21 protein-coding genes are annotated in these 22,357 nt (G+C 38.9%); 16 read left to right on the forward strand and 5 right to left on the reverse strand.

Features of this window, described 5'->3' with window-relative positions; all coding sequences use genetic code 11:
- The first annotated feature begins 30 nt into the window (after window positions 1-30).
- The 7 genes from atpB to ACN076_RS05125 all read left to right on the forward strand — a co-directional run bounded on the left by atpB (window position 31) and on the right by ACN076_RS05125 (window position 6,124).
- Complete coding sequence (atpB, locus tag ACN076_RS05095; RefSeq protein WP_061088126.1) at window positions 31-744, forward strand: F0F1 ATP synthase subunit A; 714 nt, start codon at window positions 31-33, stop codon at window positions 742-744.
- A gap of 13 nt (window positions 745-757) precedes the next feature.
- The gene (atpF, locus tag ACN076_RS05100) at window positions 758-1,252 is read left to right on the forward strand and encodes a F0F1 ATP synthase subunit B (RefSeq protein ID WP_000558549.1); all 495 of its coding nucleotides are present in this window, start codon (window positions 758-760) and stop codon (window positions 1,250-1,252) included.
- Complete coding sequence (locus ACN076_RS05105) at window positions 1,252-1,788, forward strand: F0F1 ATP synthase subunit delta (protein WP_420789535.1); 537 nt, start codon at window positions 1,252-1,254, stop codon at window positions 1,786-1,788. The genes atpF and ACN076_RS05105 overlap by 1 nt, the downstream gene beginning before the upstream one ends.
- 14 nt (window positions 1,789-1,802) lie before the next feature.
- Complete coding sequence (gene atpA, locus ACN076_RS05110) at window positions 1,803-3,308, forward strand: F0F1 ATP synthase subunit alpha (protein ID WP_420789536.1); 1,506 nt, start codon at window positions 1,803-1,805, stop codon at window positions 3,306-3,308.
- Between the two features lie 15 nt (window positions 3,309-3,323).
- Entirely contained in the window at window positions 3,324-4,202 is an 879-nt protein-coding gene (locus ACN076_RS05115) for a F0F1 ATP synthase subunit gamma (protein ID WP_420789537.1), read from the forward strand.
- Between the two features lie 85 nt (window positions 4,203-4,287).
- Window positions 4,288-5,694 (forward strand): F0F1 ATP synthase subunit beta, encoded by a 1,407-nt coding sequence (gene atpD, locus ACN076_RS05120; protein ID WP_000094357.1) that lies wholly within the window; start codon window positions 4,288-4,290, stop codon window positions 5,692-5,694.
- 10 nt (window positions 5,695-5,704) lie between these two features.
- Window positions 5,705-6,124: a F0F1 ATP synthase subunit epsilon gene (locus ACN076_RS05125; RefSeq protein ID WP_000068043.1), complete on the forward strand. Its 420-nt coding sequence runs from the start codon at window positions 5,705-5,707 to the stop codon at window positions 6,122-6,124.
- A 43-nt stretch (window positions 6,125-6,167) separates the two neighbouring features.
- On the opposite strand, the gene ACN076_RS05130 is transcribed toward ACN076_RS05125, so the two are convergent.
- Both ACN076_RS05130 and ACN076_RS05135 read right to left on the reverse strand, forming a co-directional pair.
- Complete coding sequence (locus tag ACN076_RS05130; protein WP_420789538.1) at window positions 6,168-7,424, reverse strand: ISL3 family transposase; 1,257 nt, start codon at window positions 7,422-7,424, stop codon at window positions 6,168-6,170.
- A 165-nt stretch (window positions 7,425-7,589) separates the two neighbouring features.
- On the reverse strand, window positions 7,590-8,603 hold the full coding sequence (locus ACN076_RS05135) for a lactonase family protein (protein WP_420789539.1): 1,014 nt from the start codon (window positions 8,601-8,603) through the stop codon (window positions 7,590-7,592).
- A 196-nt stretch (window positions 8,604-8,799) separates the two neighbouring features.
- On the opposite strand from ACN076_RS05135, the gene ACN076_RS05140 reads away from it, so the two are divergent.
- The 5 genes from ACN076_RS05140 (at window position 8,800) to gla (ending at window position 15,250) form a co-directional block, all read left to right on the forward strand.
- Window positions 8,800-10,782: a peptide ABC transporter substrate-binding protein gene (locus tag ACN076_RS05140; RefSeq protein ID WP_420789540.1), complete on the forward strand. Its 1,983-nt coding sequence runs from the start codon at window positions 8,800-8,802 to the stop codon at window positions 10,780-10,782.
- A 117-nt stretch (window positions 10,783-10,899) separates the two neighbouring features.
- Window positions 10,900-12,066: an AI-2E family transporter gene (locus tag ACN076_RS05145; protein WP_203180453.1), complete on the forward strand. Its 1,167-nt coding sequence runs from the start codon at window positions 10,900-10,902 to the stop codon at window positions 12,064-12,066.
- Window positions 12,056-13,285, forward strand: a complete 1,230-nt coding sequence (locus ACN076_RS05150; RefSeq protein ID WP_293958005.1) for a tetratricopeptide repeat protein — start codon at window positions 12,056-12,058, stop codon at window positions 13,283-13,285. The genes ACN076_RS05145 and ACN076_RS05150 overlap by 11 nt, the downstream gene beginning before the upstream one ends.
- Before the next feature lie 152 nt (window positions 13,286-13,437).
- Entirely contained in the window at window positions 13,438-14,118 is a 681-nt protein-coding gene (locus ACN076_RS05155; protein ID WP_153192433.1) for an MgtC/SapB family protein, read from the forward strand.
- A 262-nt stretch (window positions 14,119-14,380) separates the two neighbouring features.
- The gene (gene gla, locus ACN076_RS05160) at window positions 14,381-15,250 is read left to right on the forward strand and encodes an aquaglyceroporin Gla (protein WP_049491488.1); all 870 of its coding nucleotides are present in this window, start codon (window positions 14,381-14,383) and stop codon (window positions 15,248-15,250) included.
- Window positions 15,251-15,420: 170 nt separating this feature from the next.
- On the opposite strand, the gene ACN076_RS05165 is transcribed toward gla, so the two are convergent.
- The 3 genes from ACN076_RS05165 to tacF are packed head-to-tail and all read right to left on the reverse strand — an operon-like array spanning window position 15,421 to window position 18,532.
- Complete coding sequence (locus ACN076_RS05165; RefSeq protein WP_153192431.1) at window positions 15,421-16,230, reverse strand: LicD family protein; 810 nt, start codon at window positions 16,228-16,230, stop codon at window positions 15,421-15,423.
- A 1-nt stretch (window position 16,231) separates the two neighbouring features.
- Window positions 16,232-17,035: a LicD family protein gene (locus ACN076_RS05170; RefSeq protein ID WP_261058006.1), complete on the reverse strand. Its 804-nt coding sequence runs from the start codon at window positions 17,033-17,035 to the stop codon at window positions 16,232-16,234.
- A gap of 9 nt (window positions 17,036-17,044) precedes the next feature.
- Window positions 17,045-18,532: a type IV teichoic acid flippase TacF gene (tacF, locus tag ACN076_RS05175; protein ID WP_261193620.1), complete on the reverse strand. Its 1,488-nt coding sequence runs from the start codon at window positions 18,530-18,532 to the stop codon at window positions 17,045-17,047.
- Between the two features lie 334 nt (window positions 18,533-18,866).
- On the opposite strand from tacF, the gene ACN076_RS05180 reads away from it, so the two are divergent.
- From ACN076_RS05180 to ACN076_RS05195, 4 genes are read left to right on the forward strand one after another with little or no spacing between them, the layout of a single operon-like run.
- A complete protein-coding gene (locus ACN076_RS05180) occupies window positions 18,867-19,574 on the forward strand; it encodes a 2-C-methyl-D-erythritol 4-phosphate cytidylyltransferase (RefSeq protein ID WP_000638495.1) in 708 nt (235 codons plus the stop codon).
- Between the two features lie 4 nt (window positions 19,575-19,578).
- Window positions 19,579-20,601, forward strand: coding sequence for a ribitol-5-phosphate dehydrogenase (locus tag ACN076_RS05185; RefSeq protein ID WP_203176496.1), 1,023 nt, complete (start codon window positions 19,579-19,581; stop codon window positions 20,599-20,601).
- A 16-nt stretch (window positions 20,602-20,617) separates the two neighbouring features.
- Window positions 20,618-21,487, forward strand: coding sequence for a phosphotransferase family protein (locus tag ACN076_RS05190; protein ID WP_261029786.1), 870 nt, complete (start codon window positions 20,618-20,620; stop codon window positions 21,485-21,487).
- Window positions 21,477-22,355 (forward strand): DMT family transporter, encoded by an 879-nt coding sequence (locus tag ACN076_RS05195; RefSeq protein WP_004269680.1) that lies wholly within the window; start codon window positions 21,477-21,479, stop codon window positions 22,353-22,355. The genes ACN076_RS05190 and ACN076_RS05195 overlap by 11 nt, the downstream gene beginning before the upstream one ends.
- Window positions 22,356-22,357 lie beyond the last annotated feature (2 nt).

Here is a 22,357-nt window from a genome sequence, read left to right on the forward strand (position 1 = left end):
AAATATAAATTGGAGAAGGGAGAATGTTAGATGGAAGAAAGTATCAATCCAACCATCAATATTGGTCCTGTTACCTTTGATTTAACTTTGACAGCCTTGACTTTGCTGTCTGTGTTTCTGATTTTTGCATTTATCTATTGGGCAAGTCGTAATATGACGTTGAGACCCAAAGGTAAACAAAATGTACTAGAGTATCTCTATGATTTTGTAATTGGATTTACAGAACCTAACCTTGGTTCCCACTACATAAAAGATTACTCACTCTTTTACTTATGTTTATTTCTTTTTATGGTCATCGCCAATAATCTTGGTTTGATGGCTAAACTTCAAACAACAGATGGGACAAACCTTTGGACATCGCCAACTGCAAATCTTTCATTTGACCTTGTCTTGTCTTTCTGTATTATTGTGATGGCGCACATTGAGGGGATTCGTCGTCGTGGGATTAAACAATACCTAAAAGGTTTTGTAACTCCTGCATTTATGACACCGATGAATCTACTTGAAGAATTCACGAATTTCCTTTCTCTTGCTTTGCGGATTTTTGGGAATATCTTTGCAGGTGAAGTAATGACAAGCTTGCTTATCTTACTTTCACATCAGGCTATTTTTTGGTATCCAGTAGCATTTGGGGCAAACTTAGTTTGGACTGCATTTTCCGTGTTCATTTCTTGTGTACAAGCATATGTCTTTACACTATTATCCTCTATGTACCTAGGAAATAAAATTAATGATGAAGAGTAGAAAGGAGTAACTGATGCACGTAACAGTAGGTGAATTAATTGGTAATTTTATTTTAATCGCTGGCTCTTTTATCCTTTTGCTAGTCTTGATTAAAAAATTTGCATGGTCTAATATTACAGGCATTTTCGAAGAAAGAGCTGAAAAAATTGCTTCAGATATTGATAGAGCTGAAGAAGCACGTCAAAAAGCGGAAGTATTGGCTCAAAAACGCGAAGATGAATTGGCTGGTAGCCGTAAAGAAGCTAAGACAATCATTGAAAATGCAAAGGAAACAGCTGAGAAAAGTAAGGCTAGTATTTTAGCAGATGCTAAACTAGAAGCAGGACGCTTAAAAGAAAAAGCAAACCAAGAAATTGCTCAAAACAAAGCTGAAGCTTTACAAAGCGTTAAGGGTGAGGTAGCAGATTTGACCATCAGCTTAGCTGGTAAAATTATCTCACAAAACCTTGATGGTCATGCCCATAAAGAACTCATTGATCAGTATATCGATCAGCTAGGAGAAGCTTAATGGACAAGAAAACAGTAAAGGTAATTGAAAAATACAGCATGCCTTTTGTCCAATTGGTACTTGAAAAAGGAGAAGAAGACCGCATTTTTTCAGATTTGACTCAAATCAAGCAAGTTGCTGAAGAAACAGGTTTACCTTCTTTTTTAAAAAAAGTGGCAGTAGACGAGTCTGATAAGGAAAAAACAATTGCTTTCTTTCAAGACTCTGTGTCACCTTTATTACAAAACTTTATCCAGGTTCTTATCTACAATCACAGAGCAAATCTCTTTTATGATGTGCTCGTAGATTGCTTGAACCGACTTGAAAAAGAAACAAATCGATTTGAAGTGACGGTTACTTCTGCTCATCCTTTAACAGATGAACAAAAGAGTCGCTTGCTCCCTTTGATTGAGAAAAAAATGTCTCTGAAAGTAAGGAGTGTAAAAGAACAAATCGATGAAAGTCTCATTGGTGGTTTTGTCATTTTTGCCAATCACAAGACAATTGATGTGAGTATTAAACAACAACTTAAAGTTGTTAAAGAAAATTTGAAATAGAAAGTGGTGTTCTTTTGGCAATTAACGCACAAGAAATCAGCGCTTTAATTAAGCAACAAATTGAAAATTTCAAACCCAATTTTGATGTGACTGAAACAGGTGTTGTAACCTATATCGGGGATGGTATCGCGCGTGCTCACGGCCTTGAAAATGCCATGAGTGGAGAGTTGTTGATTTTTGAAAACGGCTCTTATGGTATGGCTCAAAACTTGGAGTCAACAGACGTTGGTATTATCATCCTAGGTGACTTTACAGATATCCGTGAAGGCGATACAATCCGCCGTACAGGTAAAATCATGGAAGTCCCAGTAGGTGAGAGTCTGATTGGTCGTGTTGTGGATCCACTCGGTCGTCCAGTTGACGGTCTTGGAGAAATCCACACTGATAAAACTCGTCCAGTAGAAGCGCCAGCTCCTGGTGTTATGCAACGTAAGTCTGTATCAGAACCATTGCAAACTGGTTTGAAAGCTATTGACGCCCTTGTACCGATTGGCCGTGGTCAACGTGAGTTGATTATCGGTGACCGTCAGACAGGGAAAACAACCATTGCGATTGATACAATCTTGAACCAAAAAGGTCAAGATATGATCTGTATCTATGTTGCGATTGGACAAAAAGAATCAACAGTTCGTACGCAAGTAGAAACACTTCGTCAGTACGGTGCCTTGGACTACACAATCGTTGTGACAGCCTCTGCTTCACAACCATCTCCATTGCTCTTCCTAGCTCCTTATGCTGGGGTTGCCATGGCAGAAGAATTTATGTACCAAGGTAAGCATGTTTTGATCGTTTATGATGATCTTTCAAAACAAGCGGTGGCTTATCGTGAACTGTCACTCTTGCTTCGTCGTCCTCCAGGTCGTGAAGCCTTTCCAGGGGATGTTTTCTACCTTCACAGCCGTTTACTTGAGCGCTCAGCTAAAGTTTCTGATGAACTTGGTGGTGGATCAATCACTGCCCTACCGTTTATCGAGACACAAGCAGGAGATATCTCAGCCTATATCGCAACCAACGTGATTTCTATCACTGACGGACAAATCTTCCTTGGTGATGGTCTCTTCAATGCAGGTATTCGTCCAGCCATCGATGCGGGTTCATCTGTATCTCGTGTAGGTGGTTCTGCACAAATCAAAGCCATGAAAAAGGTTGCTGGTACACTTCGTATTGACCTTGCTTCATATCGTGAGTTGGAAGCCTTCACTAAGTTCGGTTCTGACTTGGATGCGGCAACACAGGCTAAATTGAACCGTGGACGTCGTACCGTTGAGGTCTTGAAACAACCTGTTCACAAACCATTACCTGTTGAGAAACAAGTAACCATTCTCTATGCTTTGACACATGGTTTCTTGGATACTATTCCAGTAGATGATATTGTTCGTTTCGAGGAAGAGTTCCATGCCTTCTTTGACGCTCAACATCCAGAGATTTTAGAAACCATTCGTGATACAAAAGACTTGCCAGAAGAAGCAGTCTTGGATGCTGCGATTACAGAGTTTCTCAATCAATCCAGCTTCCAATAAGAATAGAGGTGTCAGATGGCAGTATCTCTAAATGATATTAAAACAAAAATCGCCTCAACAAAAAATACGAGTCAAATCACTAATGCCATGCAAATGGTATCAGCTGCTAAGCTTGGTCGCTCTGAAGAAGCTGCTCGCAACTTCCAAGTTTACGCTCAGAAAGTTCGCAAGCTATTGACAGATATCCTTCATGGTAATGGATCTGGTGGCTCAACCAATCCCATGTTGATTAGCCGTCCTGTGAAGAAGACAGGCTATATCGTCATCACTTCAGACCGCGGTTTGGTTGGAGGTTATAATTCCTCTATTCTAAAAGCGGTTATGGAGTTGAAGGAAGAATACCATCCAGATAGTACAGGTTTTGAAATGATCTGTATCGGTGGAATGGGAGCTGATTTCTTTAAGGCTCGTGGTATTCAACCACTTTATGAACTACGTGGCTTGGCGGATCAACCTAGCTTTGATGAAGTTCGCAAGATTATTTCAAAAACTGTTGAAATGTATCAAAATGAACTTTTTGATGAACTCTATGTCTGCTATAACCACCATGTCAATACGCTAACCAGTCAAATGCGTGTGGAACAAATGCTTCCGATTGTTGACTTGGATCCCAATGAAGCGGATGAAGACTACAGCTTGACTTTTGAATTGGAAACCAGCCGAGAAGAAATTTTGGAGCAGTTGCTGCCTCAGTTTGCAGAAAGTATGATTTACGGAGCTATTATCGATGCCAAGACAGCCGAAAATGCTGCAGGTATGACAGCTATGCAAACAGCGACAGATAATGCTAAGAAAGTCATCAATGATTTGACAATTCAGTATAACCGTGCCAGACAGGCGGCGATTACACAAGAAATTACAGAAATCGTAGCAGGAGCTAGTGCCTTAGAATAGGCTCTAGTCCAGCTCGTATGAAAATGAACTTAGGACCTAGTTAAGCTAGGAACCGACAGTATCTTATATAGAATAGGAGAAGGAGATGAGTTCAGGTAAAATTGCTCAGGTTATCGGCCCTGTTGTAGACGTTTTGTTTGCAGCAGGGGAAAAACTTCCTGAGATTAACAATGCACTTGTCGTCTACAAAAATGACGAAAGAAAAACAAAAATCGTCCTTGAAGTAGCCTTGGAGTTGGGAGATGGTATGGTCCGTACTATCGCCATGGAATCAACAGATGGTTTGACTCGTGGAATGGAAGTATTGGATACAGGTCGTCCAATCTCTGTACCGGTAGGTAAAGAAACTTTGGGACGTGTCTTCAATGTTTTGGGAGATACCATTGACTTGGAAGCTCCTTTTACAGAAGATGCAGAGCGTCAGCCAATTCATAAAAAAGCTCCAACTTTTGATGAGTTGTCTACCTCTTCTGAAATCCTTGAAACAGGGATTAAGGTTATCGACCTTCTTGCCCCTTACCTTAAAGGTGGTAAGGTTGGACTTTTCGGTGGTGCCGGAGTTGGTAAAACCGTCTTAATCCAAGAGTTGATTCACAATATTGCCCAAGAACACGGTGGTATTTCAGTATTTACTGGTGTTGGGGAACGTACTCGTGAGGGGAACGACCTTTACTGGGAAATGAAAGAATCAGGCGTTATTGAGAAAACAGCCATGGTATTTGGTCAGATGAATGAGCCACCAGGAGCACGTATGCGTGTTGCCCTTACTGGTTTGACAATCGCTGAATACTTCCGTGATGTGGAAGGGCAAGACGTGCTTCTCTTCATCGATAATATCTTCCGTTTCACTCAGGCTGGTTCAGAAGTATCTGCCCTTTTGGGTCGTATGCCATCAGCCGTTGGTTACCAACCAACACTTGCTACAGAAATGGGTCAATTGCAAGAGCGTATCACATCAACTAAGAAGGGTTCTGTAACCTCTATCCAGGCTATCTATGTGCCAGCGGATGACTATACTGACCCAGCGCCAGCAACAGCCTTCGCTCACTTGGATTCAACAACCAACTTGGAACGTAAGTTGGTACAATTGGGTATCTACCCTGCCGTTGACCCACTCGCTTCAAGTTCACGTGCTTTGGCACCTGAAATCGTTGGAGAAGAGCACTATGCAGTTGCTGCAGAAGTAAAACGTGTTCTTCAACGTTACCATGAGTTGCAAGATATCATTGCTATCCTTGGTATGGATGAACTTTCTGATGAAGAAAAGACCTTGGTTGCTCGTGCCCGCCGTATCCAGTTCTTCTTGTCACAAAACTTCAACGTTGCGGAACAATTTACTGGTCAGCCAGGTTCTTATGTTCCAGTTGCTGAAACTGTACGTGGCTTTAAGGAAATCCTTGATGGTAAACATGACCACTTGCCAGAAGATGCCTTCCGTGGTGTAGGTTCTATCGAAGATGTGATTGCAAAAGCTGAAAAAATGGGATTTTAAGAGGTGATCTATGGCTCAGTTAACTGTCCAGATCGTGACACCAGATGGTCTCGTCTATGATCACCATGCCAGCTATGTATCGGTTCGAACTCTGGATGGTGAGATGGGGATCTTGCCACGACATGAAAATATGATTGCGGTTTTAGCAGTTGATGAAGTAAAGGTAAAACGTATTGATGATGAAGATCACGTGAACTGGATTGCAGTAAACGGAGGCGTTATTGAAATTGCCAATAATACCATCACAATCGTTGCTGATTCTGCAGAACGTGCTCGTGATATCGATATCAGTCGTGCAGAACGTGCCAAGCTTCGAGCAGAGCGTGAAATTGAAGAAGCACAAGACAAAAACTTGATTGACCAAGAACGTCGTGCGAAGATTGCACTGCAACGTGCCATTAACCGTATTAATGTCGGAAAAAGACTATAAGAAAAAAATGGCTCTTTGTCAACTGTAGTGGGTTGAAGAAAAGCTAAGATCTAGAAAGGACGAAATTTGTCCTTTCTTTTTTGATATTGAGAGCGATAAAAATTCGTTTTTTGAAGTTTTCAAAGTTCCGAAATCCAAAGGCATTTCGTTTGATAAGTTTAACGAGATTATTGGTCGCTTCCAGTTTGGCGTTAGAATAGGGGAGTTGAAGGGCGTTGACGATTTTCTCTTTGTCCTTTAGAAAGGTTTTAAAGACAGTCTGAAAAAGAGGATGAACCTGCTTTAGATTGTCCTCAATAAGTCCGAAGAATTTGTCAGGTTCCTTGTTCTGAAAGTGAAAAAGCAAGAGTTGATAGAGATTGTAGTGGTGTTTCAAGTCTTCTGAATAGCTCAAAATCTTGTCTAGAATCTCTTTATTCGTTAAGTGCATACGAAAAGTAGGGCGATAAAATCGTTTATCACTCAGTTTACGACTATCCTGTTGAATGAGTTTCCAGTAGCGTTTGATGGCCTTGTATTCATGGGATTTTCGCTCAAATTGATTCATGATTTGGACACGGACACGACTCATAGCACGGCTTAGATGTTGGACAATGTGAAAGCGGTCAAGAACGATTTTAGCGTTAGGAAAAAGTTTACTGGCAATATCGTAGTAAGGGCTAAACATATCCATCGTAATGATTTTCACCTGACAACGAACAGCTCGCTCGTAGCGCAGAAAGTGATTTCGGATGATAGCCTGTGTTCTGCCTTCAAGAACAGTGATAATGTTGAGCTTGTCAAAATCTTGTGCAATAAAGCTCATCTTTCCCTTTGTAAAAGCGTACTCGTCCCAGGACATAATCTCAGGGAGGTAAGAAAAATCAGACTTAAAACGGAAGTCATTGAGCTTACGAATGACAGTTGAAGTTGAAATAGCCAGCTGATGAGCAATATCGGTCATAGAAGTCTTTTCAATCAGCTTTTGCGCAATCTTTTGGTTGATGATACGAGGAATTTGATGATTCTTCTTGACGAGTGAGGTCTCGGCGACCATCACCTTCGAGCAATGATAGCACTTGAAACGACGCTTTTTCAGAAGAATTCTAGTAGGCATACCAGTCGTTTTGAGGTAAGGAATCTTAGACGGCTTTTGAAAGTCATATTTTTTCATTTGACTTCCACAATAAGGACAAGATGGAGCATCGTAGTCTAGTTTGGCGATGATTTCTTTGTGTGTATCCCTATTGATGATATCCATAAATTGGATATTAGGGTCTTTGATATCGAGTAGTTTTGTGATAAAATGTAATTGTTCCATATGATTCTTTCTAATGAGTTGTTTGATCGCTTTTCATTATAGGTCATATGGGACTTTTTTTCTACACAAAAAAGGCTCCATAATATCCATAGGGGGTTACCCACTACAAATATTATAGAGCCAAAAAAATGAACTTGAGTTACCAAGTTCATTTTTTATGTTTTCTTAAGGGGCAAAACTAATGCAGACCGCTTCTGGAACATGGAAGTCATTAGAAAGTTCTGCCAGACGACCAGTTTCAGAATTGCGTTTAAAGACGGTTGCATTGTCAGAGTCCTGATGGACAGCAATAAGGAATTCTTGATCTGGTGTCAAATCAAAATCACGTGGAGTTTGACCATGCGTTGGAACGATTTCTAACAACTCTAAGCTACCGTCCGCAAGAATTGTATATACTGCGATAGAATCATGGCCACGGTTAGAAGCGTAGAGGTATTTACCGTCTTTAGAGAGACGAATAGCAGCAGTACCATTAAAGCCTTCATAACCGTCTGGTAGAGTTGAAATAACTTGCATGCGTTCAAATTCGCCAACACCATCGTAGATTAGAACTTCAATAGTGCTATTGAGTTCACAAATGAGATAAGCGATTTTATAATGGTTATGGAAAATAATATGGCGTGAGCCTGCTCCTGACTGGCTATGATAGGTATAGAGCTTAGATAATTTTCCTTCTTGATCAAGGTCATAGGTGATGACTTGGTCAGTACCCAAATCACAGGTCACTAGATAGTGGTCAGGTGTTAAGTCTGTAAAGTGAACATGAGGAGATGCTTGATTTTCATGTGGACCTTGGCCACTGTGTTGATCCACATCACTAAGTAGAAGACTACCGTCTTTCTGACGTTTATAAACAAGGACCTGTCCTTTATGGTAGTTGGCTGCATAGACAAAATCACGCTTTTCATCAACGGCAACATAACAGTGGGGGGCTCCTTCTTCCACGACATGATTTAATAAAGTCCCGTCAGTTTGATAGGCTGCAATTCCACCCTTATCGTCTTGACTACCAACAGTGTATAAATGTTGGTGCTGGTCAAAGGCAAGGTAGGTTGGGCTTGGTTCAGCTGCAAAAAGTTCTAGATTTGAAAGCTGACCAGTTTCTGTATCAAAGTCTGCCTTGTAAATCCCTTGAGAAGTACGACGTGTATAAGTTCCAAAATAAACAGTTTCTTTCATAACTTTACCTCTATATAAAGATAAGACTATTATATCACAAAAACAAGCCAATTAAAGACATCCAATTAGATGTAAGCACTTTAAAAAAATAATTGATTGGTTTTTTGAAAAATATAATAATATTGAGATTGTTTTCCTTACTTTTCTTCTTAAAAGTGCTATAATGAATCTATCAAATTATAAAAGGAGTTTGACTATGAAAAAACGTGTTTTCTTAGCAGCAGGAGTTGCTGTACTCTCGGCAGCAGTGCTAGTAGCGTGTTCATCTGGTAATGGTAATAAAGAAGCAACTAAACCAGTTACTTATGCCTATGTATTCTCATCAGATCCTTCGACTCTGGATTATACAGTTTCTGGAAATGTCAGCACTAAACAGGTCACAGGTAACGTTATTGACGGTTTGCTTGAAAATGACCAATATGGGAATCTTGTTCCATCAGTTGCAGAAGATTGGACTGTTTCCAAAGATGGTTTGACCTATACCTATAAAATCCGTCAGGGTATCAAATGGTATACCAATGAGGGGGAAGAGTATGGTGAAGTCAAGGCTCAAGACTTTGTGACTGGTCTGAAACACGCAGCAGATAAGAAATCACAGGCTCTTTATCTCGTACAGGATTCTATCAAAGGATTGGATGACTATGTAAATGGGAAAACAACAGATTTTTCTAGTGTTGGGGTAAAAGCAACTGACGATTATACTGTTGTTTATACTTTGAACCATCCAGAATCTTTCTGGAATTCAAAAACAACAATGGGAGTCCTTGCACCAGTAAATGAAGACTTTTTAGCTTCTAAAGGAGATGACTTTGGTAAACCAACTGATATAACGAGCATTCTATACAATGGGCCATATCTCCTCAAAGGTCTTACATCTAAGTCTTCTATCGAAATGACCAAAAATCAAAACTACTGGGATAAACAAAATGTCTTTATTGATGATATCAAGTTATCCTTCTTTGATGGTCAAGATGCAGACTCTCTAGGTCGCGGTTTTGATGAGGGACATTATCCAGCTGCTCCACTCTTTAAAAACTCTGCCAACTATGAACGTCTAAAAGAAAAGTACAAGGATAATATTGTATATGGTCAACAGCGTGGAGGAGTTTTTTATATCTCAACCAATATCGACCGTGTAAATTACAATCACACTGCTAAAACAAGTGATACAGAAAAAACTTCTACTAAGAAAGCCTTGTTAAACAAAGATTTCCGTCAAGCCTTGGCTTTTGCGGTAGATCGTAAAGCAGGGATCTCTCAAGTATTTGGTGACGAAGTAGGACCTCGTAAGTTACGGACAAGTTTCACTCCTCCAACATTTGTTCAAGTAGGAGATCAAACATTTGGTCAAGTTACTAAGACAGAATTGGATAAATTGGATAATGTCTGGAAAGATGTTAGTCTTGATGATGCCCAAGATTCACTTCATAATGTAGACAAGGCTAAAGCTAAGTTTGAAGCTGCTAAGAAAACCCTTCAAGCTGATGGAGTACAGTTCCCAATTCATTTAGATTTGCCAATTTCTTCATCAAATCCAGATTTTATTCGTCAGGTTCAGTCTTATAAACAATCCATTGAGGAAGCCTTAGGCTCTGACAATGTAGTTGTTGATATTCAACAAGTTTCTGATGACGAATTGGGAAGTATGACTACTCTAGCTACTTCCAATGCAAATACTGACTGGGATATTAATGCAGTCAGTGGTTGGACTCCAGACTTTGCAGATCCATCGACTTATCTAGATGTATTTGATCCAACTTCAGGTCCAAGTCTCCTAAGTGCTCTTGGTGTGGCACCAGGAACAGACAATCCAGTTATTAAAACAGTTGGATTGGATAAATACAAAGAACTGATTGATGATGCAAATAGTGAGAAAACAGACCTTCAAAAACGTTATTCCAAATATTCTAAGGCCCAAGCTTGGTTGTCAGATAGTGCACTTGTTATTCCAGTATACTCTGATGGTGCTCAAATGCTAGTGACGAAAATGCTTCCTGGCAGTGGTGCCGGTGGCTGGGTAGGTGACAAGACTAGTGAAAATAGCTACAAGTATCTGAAAATCCAAGATAAGATTGTCACTACTAAAGAAATGGATGAGTTCCGCAAGAAATTTGCTGATGAAAAAGCCAAATCCAATGCTGATTATCAGAAGAACTTAGACCGTCATATTCAAGACTAATCGAATCTCCTCTTTTGAGGAGATTTTTTATGTCGCGGTCTCCATGTAAGCACTTTAAAAAAGAGTTATTTTGATTTAAAAATGGTATAATGGGAGAACAATAGAAAGGAAGTATTTATGGAGCAAAAAGAGAAACATTTTAGCCTATCTTGGTTTTTCAAGTGGTTTTTGGATAACAAGGCCATTACGGTATTTTTGGTAACCTTATTATTGGGACTGAATCTTTTTATTTTAAGTAAGATTAGTTTTCTATTTTCACCTGTTTTAGACTTTTTGGCAGTCGTGATGTTGCCAGTTATTCTATCTGGTTTGCTATATTATTTATTAAATCCTATTGTTGATTGGATGGAGAAGCATAAGGTTAATCGTGTTATAGCTATCACTATTGTCTTTGTCATCATCGCTCTCTTTATCATTTGGGGCTTGGCAGTAGCGATTCCAAATCTGCAACGTCAGGTCTTAACATTTGCAAGAAATGTACCAATCTATCTTGAAGATGCTGACAGGGTTATTGACGATTTGGTAACCAAGCGTTTACCAGATGATTTCAGGCCTCAGTTAGAACAAGTTTTGACAAACTTCTCTAGTCAGGCTACAGTTTGGGCGAGCAAGGTTTCTTCTCAGGCAGTAAACTGGGTGAGTGCCTTTATTAGTGGGGCATCTCAAGTGATTGTTGCCTTGATTATCGTTCCTTTCATGCTCTTTTATCTCTTACGTGATGGGAAAGGCCTGCGTCACTATTTGACCCAATTCATGCCAACGAAATTGAAAGAACCTGTTGGACAAGTTTTATCAGATGTGAATCAGCAGTTGTCCAACTATGTTCGAGGACAAGTAACAGTGGCTATTATTGTTGCGGTAATGTTTATGATCTTCTTTAAGATAATTGGTCTACGCTATGCGGTTACGCTTGGTGTTACTGCTGGTATCTTAAATCTGGTTCCTTATCTTGGTAGTTTCCTAGCCATGCTTCCTGCCCTAGTATTGGGTTTGATTGCTGGTCCAGTCATGCTTTTGAAAGTAGTGATTGTCTTTATCGTAGAACAAACTATTGAAGGTCGTTTTGTCTCTCCATTGATTTTGGGAAGTCAATTAAACATCCATCCCATTAATGTTCTCTTTGTCTTGTTAACTTCAGGATCCATGTTTGGTATCTGGGGAGTTTTACTCGGTATTCCGGTTTATGCTTCTGCTAAAGTTGTCATTTCAGCGATTTTTGAATGGTATAAGGTAGTCAGTGGCCTATATGAACTAGAAGGAGAGGAAGCTAAGAGTGAACAATAGTCAACAGATGTTACAGGCTTTGGAGGAGCAAGATTTAGTTAAGGCAGAGCACTACTTCGTCAAAGCTTTAGAAAATGATCCAAGTGACCTTCTGTATGAGTTGGCAACTTATCTTGAAGGGATTGGTTTTTATCCTCAGGCCAAGGAAATTTACCTGAAAATTGTAGGGGATTTCCCAGAGGTTAATCTCAATCTGGCAGCTATTGCTAGCGAGGATGGTCAAATCGAGGAAGCATTTGCGTACCTTGAGGAAATCCAAGCTGACAGTGACTGGTATGTGTCGGCTTTGGCTCTGAAAGCAGACCTTTACCAGATGGAAGGTTTGACAGATGTGGCGCGTGAGAAATTGTTAGAAGCATTGACTTACTCAGAGGATCCTCTCTTGATATTGGGCTTGGCAGAGTTGGATAGTGAGTTGGAAAATTACCAAGAAGCTATTCAAGGCTATGCTCAGTTAGATAATCGCTCAATTTATGAGCAAACAGGCATTTCTACCTATCAACGAATTGGCTTTGCCTATGCACAGTTAGGGAAATTTGAAACGGCTACAGAGTTTTTAGAAAAAGCCCTGGAGTTAGAATACGATGACCTAACAGCTTTTGAGTTAGCCAGTCTTTACTTTGATCGAGAAGAATACCAAAAAGCTGTCCTCTATTTTAAGCAGATCGATACCATTTCTCCTGACTTTGAAGGCTATGAGTATGGTTATAGTCAGGCCTTGCATAAGGAACATCAAGTTCAAGAAGCCCTGCGTATCGCTAAGCAAGGCTTGGAGAAAAATCCCTTTGAAACTCGTCTATTGTTAGCTGCTTCACAATTCTCTTATGAACTGCATGATGCTAGTGGTGCAGAAAATTATCTCCTTACTGCTAAAGAAGATGCTGAGGATACGGAAGAAATCTTACTCCGTCTAGCAACTATTTATCTGGAGCAGGAGCGCTATGAGGATATTCTAGACTTGCAAAGTGAGGAGCCAGAAAATCTCTTGACCAAGTGGATGATTGCTCGTTCCTATCAAGAAATGGACGATTTGGATACTGCCTATGAGCTTTACCAAGAGTTGGCAGGAGATTTAAAGGACAATCCAGAATTTCTGGAACACTATATCTATCTCTTGCGTGAATTGGGCTACTTTGAGGAAGCAAAAGTCAATGCACAAGCTTACTTAAAACTGGTTCCAGATGATGTGCAAATGCAAGAATTGTTTGAGACATTGTAAGAATCCATTAGTTACAGAAAACTGCAAGTTATTACTAGAGGGTAACTGCGGTTTTTTGTTTTAAAAAGGACAATTTTCAACTAATATATTCTCTTGAAAAAGTTTCAACTAGGACTATAATATAAAATTATGAGTGATAGAGGAGGAAAATAATGCTTGATACGATAGCTCTACCGATTGAAGTCCGATATATTATTCTCATTTTATTATCTTGTTTTTCTGGTTTTATCATTGGCTATGAAAGAAAGTCTAAGCACAAGCAGGCTGGGAGAAAGACTCATATCTTAGTTGCCTTAACTGCAACTTTAATGATGATTTTATCAAAAGAAGCTTTCTTGGATACGCCTAATGATGATACTTCTAGGGTTGCGGCCCAAATTGTCAGTGGAATTAGTTTCATTGGCGGTGGTATTATTTTCATGAGGGATAAAAAAATCAGTGGTATCACCACAGCAGTTGGTATTTGGGTAACTGCAGGTATTGGGATGGCGATTGGAGCAGGTTTTGCTTTTCTAGGCTTATTTTGCAGTTTAATTGTTGTCTCTGTTCAGAAAAGTAGCTCCAAATTTTTGAAAAGCGATACTCATTATCATATCAGAATGACTGGATTTGTAACCAATAAACCTTCAATAGATACCTTGAATATTCTCATTGAACAGAAGGGATTTTACAATCTAAATATTGACATGGATAGGAATGAAAGTGGTTATAATCTTACGATTAGAGCAGATCACGATAAATCCATTTCTTACAAAAATATGGCTGAGCTTTTATGGAAATGTGACGAGAATTTTTATATAAATCAGGTTAAGATTGTTTCATTAGAAGGATAGAGTTTTGTTTTCATAGCAAAACTCTGATTGGTGAATGGGAAAGATACTTCTTATTCCCTATACTATGTATCAGGAGGAATTGACATAAAAGCATCAGATTAGCGTAGATAACATAATGAACTGGGGATATCTTGAAAACAAAGATTAGTTTATAAGATTTGGAACCGTTTTCTATCACAATCTTTCGGGAAAGTAGTTGCTAAAAGATGTAAAAATTGATAGAATAAGGATTGTCTAAAAAATTTTAAGGAGAATCTATCAAATGGATTTCACATGGGCAATTAAATATGCCACTGAATTTTTGGGAACTGCTATTTTGATCATTCTTGGAAATGGTGCAGTTGCCAACGTTGAACTTAAAGGTACGAAAGGTCACCAAAGTGGCTGGATCGTTATCGCTGTTGGTTATGGTATGGGGGTTATGATCCCAGCCTTGATGTTTGGTAACGTATCTGGTAACCACATCAACCCAGCCTTCACTCTTGGACTTGCAATCAGCGGTCTTTTCCCTTGGGCTCAAGTTGCGCCTTATATCATCGCACAAGTTTTGGGTGCTATCTTTGGTCAAGCCTTGGTTGTGGCAACACACCGCCCATACTACTTGAAAACTGAAAATCCAAACAACATTTTGGGTACTTTCTCAACAATTTCAAGTTTGGATAATGGTACAAAAGAATCACATTTTGCAGCAACTGTTAATGGTTTTGTAAATGAGTTTGTTGGATCATTTGTTCTTTTCTTTGCAGCCCTTGGAATGACTAAAAACTTCTTTGGTTCTGAAGTGCTTCAATACATGAAACAAATGGCTAGTCAAGCAGGTCAAAATGTTGACTTTTCTGATTTAGCAATCAAAGCCCAAGTAGCACCACATACTGCTTCAGGACTTTCAGTAGCTCACTTGGCACTTGGATTCCTTGTTATGGCCTTGGTAACATCACTTGGTGGACCTACAGGACCTGCCTTGAACCCAGCCCGTGACTTGGGACCACGTCTCCTTCATGCTTTCCTTCCAAAATCAGTTCTTGGTGAGCACAAAGGCGATTCAAAATGGTGGTACTCTTGGGTACCAGTAGTAGCACCGATCGCAGCAGCAATTGCGGCAGTAGCTATTTTCAAATTCCTTTACTTATAAGAAATTGAGTTCTCTATCTATTGTAATGGATTGAAGAAAAATTAAAAACGCATAATATTTAGGTGTTCAAGACCTGATATTATGCGTTTTGTTGTAGGAATAATTACTTCATTTTCTCCTGAAATTGAGTTTTTCCCCAGCCTTTTTGTAGTTTATATGGTCGTCCTTAATCAGCTTTCGCGATAAGCTTTAATACTGTGACTATACCATTCTTGCATTTCTTTTGATGGTGGTGTCATATAATCGCCATACATCTGGGTTAAAAATTGGTCATATTTTTTAGGAACTGGTAACATACGGCCTTCAAACTCAGTTAAGATGAGTTCTTTAAAGGTATCAACTGGGAAGACTTCTTTCATACCTTCCTTACCAATCCCAATTCCTCCTTCATATTGAGGAGTGTTGGTTGTAGCATTTTTGACTAGTTGATCAATTTTCTTGTAAAAGTAACGGGGATTGACCAATCGGAGGGCGTACCAGCTACATAATCTTAGAAAATCTTTTAATTTGCTATCACCGTGAACTGCGCGTGATTTTTTGATATAAGCTAGTTGACGAAGGGCTACATACTTATAACTCTTGTCGACAATGCTCAAGTCTGTAAAGCGATCAATTGGGAAGACATCGATAAAGAGACTGGTGTCATGACGCTTGTACTTAACATGGTCTTCGATAACAGTAGAAGTGTCCAAAATCGATGCGAAATTATGGAAGTACCAAGAAGATGTATCGTAGGAAAGAACCTTGTAGCGAGGGTGATTTTCTTCCTCAATAATCTTCAATAAGCGCTCATAATCTTCACGATAAAGGGAAATATCAATATCATCGTCCCAGGGAATCATACCTTTGTGGCGGATAGCTCCAAGCATGGTTCCATAACTTAGAAAATAAGGAATATCATGTTTCTTACAAGTCTCATCAATATAGTCTAGCAGGGCTAGTTGAATTTCTTTAATTTCTTCTTTTTCTAAATATTGCATCCTAATCCTCCAATTTATAAGCGTGAAATTCATGACTGTAGAAGCGTTTTTCTTCTGGTGGTAGGGTCATATAATCTCCATAAAATTGTGTCAAAATAGTATCAAATTTTTCTGGCGCAGGAAGGGTCAAATTCTCAAAGGGTAAATCGATTGTTTTATCGAAGGTACCACTTGGGAAGACTTCCTTTTCCTTAAATTTAGAAGGGATAAAAGCCATATACTGCCCATTTTCACGACTATATTTTTGAATTTCTTTCTCGATTTTATGTGCGAAATAACGAGGAGAAACAGGTCGAAGGAGTAACCAGAAGGCTGTTCGTATCCAATCTTTTAAGAGGCTATCTTTATAGACAATATTTTTATGTTTACTGAAAGACAGAAGTTTGAAGCTTTCCAGCTTATAACAAATATCAATGACCTTAGGGTCATCAAAGCGATCCATAGGGAAAATATCGATAAAAACACCTGACTCATAGGTTTTTGTATTCCGAGTATCAATAATTTTAGTTGTACTGTCGGTCATTTTGATAAAGTTGTTAAAGTAGTTCTTATCAGTTTCTAAGGAAAGGAGCTTATATTTGCTTTTTTCCTTTTGAAAAATGTTTATAAATCGTTGGTAGTCTTCTCGAGGCATGGACAGATCAATATCGTCGTCCCAAGGAATAAAGCCCTGATGTCGAACCGCCCCAATCAGAGTACCGTAGTTAATAATATAGTTGATATTGTGCTTTTTACAGAGAGTATCAATATAATCCAAAATTTCTAATTCAATTTGTTTGGCATCTTCAATGGTTAGTTGTTTCATTCTATACTCCTAAGATTTTTTGAATTTATTTTTTAAGGCTAGGACATGGTTTAAAAATTCATAGAAAATGCTATCTTTGGTGAAGACAAGTAGACCAATATAAGAGATGGCTGATAGCAAGACAATCAAACCAGTATTAATCAAAAATGGCAAATTAATGACCATATCCACAGGATACAAGAAATTAATCAGGAAAAAAATTCCTACAAAGGAAAGTGAAAAGAGCGAGTATCGAACAGTATAGCTAAAGATATGTCCTAAGTGGATGAGCTGTTTTCTATGGATGAAAATGATATAGAAAACAAGCAGAGAGGCCTCTGATAGCATAGTTGTCAGTAAGTAGTATTCAGGAGCAACGATATGGTTGAAAAAGAGGAGACTATTTAAGCCCAAATTGAGTAGCCCAGCAAAGACTGTATAGACTGTGATTCGTTTTTCATAGCCATTTGTAAAGAGAATTTGGGAACCAAGAATGGTATCTAAGGCCAGGATAATCGTACGAAAAGCGAAGAGAGAGGTTAAGATACCACCTCCGATATATTTTTCACTACCGTAAAGTAGGATGGCATTTGGTCCTAAAACCATGAGTCCAAAACTCAGTGGAATGATAAAGAAGTTAAAGATTCGACTGCCTCTGTTAACAAGTGCGACATAGGCTTCCTTATCGCCTTTTCCTAGATAGTAACTGAGACGAGGCACACTCACTCCGATAGCTCCTGTTACAACACCAGCTATAACGGTCACAATTCGTTGAGCCATGGTATAGTAACTAACGTTGACATCAATCCCTGTTTTAACGAGGAAGAGACGATCCAAAAAAGTGAAGAGCATATTGGCATTGGCAAAGACCAACATGGCTGTTAGAGGGAGAAAGAGCGGTTTAAAATCACTTATGTGAATCTTAACAAGCTTAATGTCTCTTTTAATCCAAAAATAACTAATCAGGTAGTTAATCAGTGTCGATAAACTCATCACAAGTGTATAAACAACAATATCGTGTTCATTTTTGACAAACAGGAAAATAGAGACCAGCATCAGGATACGGATGAAGGCAGTCTTGTAAAAGAGAAAACTGTAATTTTCCAGAGCTTCATTGACCCACTCGATTGAAAAAATCTGGGCAATGAGTTGAATCCCCATAACAAGGTAGACTTTTTTGACGATTGGATTATCTGTAAAGAAGAGAGGATAGGCTAGGATATAGACAGCGGTAGTCAAAATCGTACAAGCTATGCACAAATAAAAAAGACTAGAGAAGGTTCTATTCAGATCTTTTTTGTTATCCTTGACATTACTGATGGCCCGTAAACCGTAGTTATAGACCCCATAAGTCGCAAAGGGCAAGAAAAATGACAAAATAGTGTCAACTGAGTTGAAGTAACCATAGTCAGTTCGATCCAAGACACGTGCGACATAGGTACCAGTTAAGATGGGAAAAATAATATTCAAGACACGAATTCCCATGTAAGATAGAGCATTTAATTTTATACTTTTCATTCAATTTACCTCGTTTTTCATTATATCATAAAGTCAGCTAATAAGAAATGAAGGGCAGTAAGTCAAGCAATCACTTTGAAGTTTCAAATCTTAATTTTAAGCTTTCTTTAAGAAAACTATATTATTCTGAAGAACTCTAAAATTTCACAGCCATTTATTGGTAATGACTATAGAATTCCTAGTCATTACTAGAAATGGACTAGTTTCTTTGAATAATGGAACTGCATAATCCTCCTATTCTAGAACGGGATGACTAGTATTTCTTTTATGATAGGACTAGATTGTGGTATAATAGAGAGAATAAGTTTTTTTAGTAAGACAAAGGAGAAAATAGATGATTTATGCAGGAATTCTTGCTGGTGGAACTGGCACACGCATGGGAATCAGTAACTTGCCAAAACAATTTTTAGAGCTAGGTGATCGACCTATCTTGATTCATACAATTGAAAAATTTGTCTTGGAACCAAGCATTGAAAAAATTGTAGTTGGGGTTCATGGAGACTGGGTTTCTCATGCAGAAGATCTTGTAGATAAATATCTTCCTCTTCATAAGGAACGTATCATCATTACAAAGGGTGGTGCTGACCGCAATACAAGTATTGAGAAAATCATTGAAGCCATTGATGCTTATCGTCCGCTTACTCCAGAGGATATCGTTGTTACCCACGATTCTGTTCGTCCATTTATTACACTTCGCATGATTCAGGACAATATCCAACTTGCCCAAAATCATGACGCAGTGGACACAGTGGTAGAAGCGGTTGATACTATCGTTGAAAGTACCAATGGTCAATTCATTACAGATATTCCAAATCGTGCTCACCTTTATCAAGGACAAACACCTCAAACATTCCGTTGCAAGGACTTCATGGACCTTTACGGTTCTCTCTCTGCTGAAGAGAAGGAAATCTTGACAGATGCATGTAAAATATTTGTCATTAAAGGAAAAGATGTGGCCTTGGCCAAGGGTGAATATTCAAATCTTAAAATCACAACCGTAACAGATTTGAAGATTGCAAAAAGTATGATTGAGAAAGACTAGTAAAATGATTAATCAAATTTATCAACTAACTAAGCCTAAGTTTATCAATGTCAAATATCAGGAAGAGGCTATTGACCAAGAGAATCATATCCTCATCCGCCCTAATTATATGGCGGTCTGTCATGCGGATCAGCGTTACTACCAAGGAAAACGTGATCCTAAGATTTTGAATAAAAAGCTTCCAATGGCGATGATTCACGAGTCATGTGGAACCGTTATTTCTGACCCGACGGGAACCTATGAGGTTGGTCAAAAAGTTGTCATGATTCCAAATCAGCCTCCTATGCAGAGTGATGAAGAATTCTATGAGAACTACATGACAGGGACCCATTTCTTGTCTAGTGGTTTTGATGGCTTTATGAGAGAGTTTGTTTCTCTCCCTAAAGATCGTGTGGTGGCTTATGATGCCATTGAAGACACGGTTGCAGCGATTACAGAGTTTGTCAGTGTCGGCATGCACGCTATGAATCGTCTATTGACCCTCGCTCATAGCAAGCGGGACCGAATCGCCGTTATCGGAGATGGAAGTTTAGCATTTGTGGTTGCCAATATTATCAACTATACTTTGCCAGAAGCAGAGATTGTGGTTATTGGTCGTCATTGGGAAAAATTGGAACTTTTCTCATTTGCCAAAGAATGCCATATTACTGATAATATTCCTGAAGATTTGACCTTTGACCATGCTTTTGAGTGTTGTGGTGGTGATGGTACTGGACCAGCCATTAATGACTTGATTCGCTATATTCGTCCTCAGGGAACGATTCTCATGATGGGTGTTAGCGAGTATAAAGTCAATCTCAATACACGCGATGCCTTAGAAAAAGGCTTGCTCTTGGTTGGTTCCTCTCGTTCTGGTCGCATTGATTTTGAAAATGCAATCCAAATGATGGAAGTCAAGAAATTCGCCAATCGTCTTAAAAATATCCTTTATCTAGAAGAACCTGTAAGAGAAATTAAAGATATTCACCGTGTCTTTGCAACCGATTTAAACACAGCCTTTAAAACCGTGTTTAAGTGGGAAGTATAAGTGCTGGAGGTTAATTGTGGAGAAAATCATTAAAGAAAAAATTTCTTCCCTACTTAGTCAAGAAGAGGAAGTCCTCAGTGTTGAACAATTGGGGGGAATGACCAATCAAAACTATTTGGTCAAAACAACAAATAAGCAATACATTGTTAAATTCTTTGGTAAAGGGACAGAAAAGCTTATCAATCGTCAAGATGAAAAGTACAATCTTGAACTGCTAAAGGATTTAGACCTAGATGTAAAAAATTATCTTTTTGATATTGAAGCTGGTATCAAAGTAAATGAGTATATCGAATCTGCGATTACGCTTGATTCAACGTCAATCAAGACCAAATTTGATAAAATTGCTCCAATATTACAAACGATTCATGCTTCTGGTAAGGAATTAAGGGGAGAATTTGCTCCTTTTGAAGAAATCAAAAAATACGAATCCTTGATTGAAGAGAAAATCCCTTATGTCAACTATGAAGCTGTTCGAGAAGAAGTCTTCTCCTTAGAGAAAAGACTGGCTGACTTAGGTGTTGACAGAAAATCTTGTCATATCGATTTGGTGCCTGAAAACTTTATCGAGTCACCACAAGGACGACTTTATCTGATTGACTGGGAATATTCATCAATGAACGATCCAATGTGGGATTTGGCTGCCCTCTTTTTAGAGTCTGAATTCACTCGTCAAGAGGAAGAAGCCTTCTTATCTCACTATGAGAGTGAGCAAACACCTGTCTCTCGTGAAAAGATTGCCATTTATAAAATTTTACAAGATGCTATTTGGAGTCTATGGACAGTCTACAAAGAAGAGCAAGGTGCAGATTTTGGTGACTATGGTGTGAGTCGTTACCAAAGAGCTGTTAAAGGTTTGTCATATTATGGAGGTTCTGATGAAAAATAAAAATGGAGTTTCTTTTGGTCTACTCTCAGGTATTTTCTGGGGTTTAGGTCTAACGATTAGTGCTTATATCTTTTCGATTTTTACAGATTTGTCGCCCTTTGTGGTGGCCGCTGCTCACGATTTCTTGAGTATCTTTATCTTACTAGCTTTTCTCTTGGTGAAAGAAGGAAAAGTTCGTCTCTCAATTTTCTTAAATATTCGCAATGTTAGTGTTATCATTGGAGCCTTATTAGCAGGCCCTATCGGTATGCAGGCCAATCTTTATGCGGTTAAGTATATCGGAAGTTCCTTAGCTTCATCTGTGTCGGCTATTTACCCTGCGATTTCAGTTTTATTGGCTTTCTTCTTTTTGAAGCACAAGATTTCGAAAAATACTGTGTTTGGGATTGTCTTGATTATTGGAGGGATAATTGCTCAGACCTATAAGGTTGAACAGGTTAATTCCTTCTACATTGGGATTCTCTGTGCTTTAGTTTGTGCTATTGCATGGGGAAGTGAGAGTGTTCTTAGCTCTTTTGCCATGGAAAGTGAACTGAGTGAAATCGAAGCCCTCTTAATCCGTCAAGTGACTTCATTCTTGTCTTATCTTGTGATTGTACTCTTCTCTCATCAGTCATTTGCAGAAGTGGCCAATGGACAATTGTTAGGTCTTATGATTGTCTTTGCAGCCTTTGATATGATTTCTTATTTGGCTTATTATATCGCTATCAATCGCTTGCAACCAGCCAAGGCTACAGGCTTGAACGTGAGCTATGTAGTATGGACTGTCTTGTTTGCAGTTGTTTTCTTGGGTGCACCGCTAGATATGCTGACAATTATTACGTCACTTGTCGTTATTGCTGGAGTTTATATTATTATTAAAGAATAAAG

The organism is Streptococcus sp. K0074 (assembly GCF_048843365.1).
Lineage (GTDB): Bacteria > Bacillota > Bacilli > Lactobacillales > Streptococcaceae > Streptococcus > Streptococcus mitis_BM.

Coding starts and splice junctions, on each gene's coding strand:
- ACN076_RS05180 (WP_000638495.1), top strand. CDS start 18,867: ATGATTTATGCAGGAATTCTTGCTGGTGGAACTGGCACACGCATGGGA.
- ACN076_RS05195 (WP_004269680.1), top strand. CDS start 21,477: ATGAAAAATAAAAATGGAGTTTCTTTTGGTCTACTCTCAGGTATTTTC.
- ACN076_RS05165 (WP_153192431.1), bottom strand. CDS start 16,230: ATGCAATATTTAGAAAAAGAAGAAATTAAAGAAATTCAACTAGCCCTG.
- tacF (WP_261193620.1), bottom strand. CDS start 18,532: ATGAAAAGTATAAAATTAAATGCTCTATCTTACATGGGAATTCGTGTC.
- ACN076_RS05170 (WP_261058006.1), bottom strand. CDS start 17,035: ATGAAACAACTAACCATTGAAGATGCCAAACAAATTGAATTAGAAATT.
- atpB (WP_061088126.1), top strand. CDS start 31: ATGGAAGAAAGTATCAATCCAACCATCAATATTGGTCCTGTTACCTTT.
- ACN076_RS05140 (WP_420789540.1), top strand. CDS start 8,800: ATGAAAAAACGTGTTTTCTTAGCAGCAGGAGTTGCTGTACTCTCGGCA.
- ACN076_RS05105 (WP_420789535.1), top strand. CDS start 1,252: ATGGACAAGAAAACAGTAAAGGTAATTGAAAAATACAGCATGCCTTTT.
- ACN076_RS05135 (WP_420789539.1), bottom strand. CDS start 8,603: ATGAAAGAAACTGTTTATTTTGGAACTTATACACGTCGTACTTCTCAA.
- gla (WP_049491488.1), top strand. CDS start 14,381: ATGGATTTCACATGGGCAATTAAATATGCCACTGAATTTTTGGGAACT.
- atpF (WP_000558549.1), top strand. CDS start 758: ATGCACGTAACAGTAGGTGAATTAATTGGTAATTTTATTTTAATCGCT.
- ACN076_RS05185 (WP_203176496.1), top strand. CDS start 19,579: ATGATTAATCAAATTTATCAACTAACTAAGCCTAAGTTTATCAATGTC.
- ACN076_RS05115 (WP_420789537.1), top strand. CDS start 3,324: ATGGCAGTATCTCTAAATGATATTAAAACAAAAATCGCCTCAACAAAA.
- ACN076_RS05155 (WP_153192433.1), top strand. CDS start 13,438: ATGCTTGATACGATAGCTCTACCGATTGAAGTCCGATATATTATTCTC.
- ACN076_RS05125 (WP_000068043.1), top strand. CDS start 5,705: ATGGCTCAGTTAACTGTCCAGATCGTGACACCAGATGGTCTCGTCTAT.
- ACN076_RS05145 (WP_203180453.1), top strand. CDS start 10,900: ATGGAGCAAAAAGAGAAACATTTTAGCCTATCTTGGTTTTTCAAGTGG.
- atpD (WP_000094357.1), top strand. CDS start 4,288: ATGAGTTCAGGTAAAATTGCTCAGGTTATCGGCCCTGTTGTAGACGTT.
- ACN076_RS05130 (WP_420789538.1), bottom strand. CDS start 7,424: ATGGAACAATTACATTTTATCACAAAACTACTCGATATCAAAGACCCT.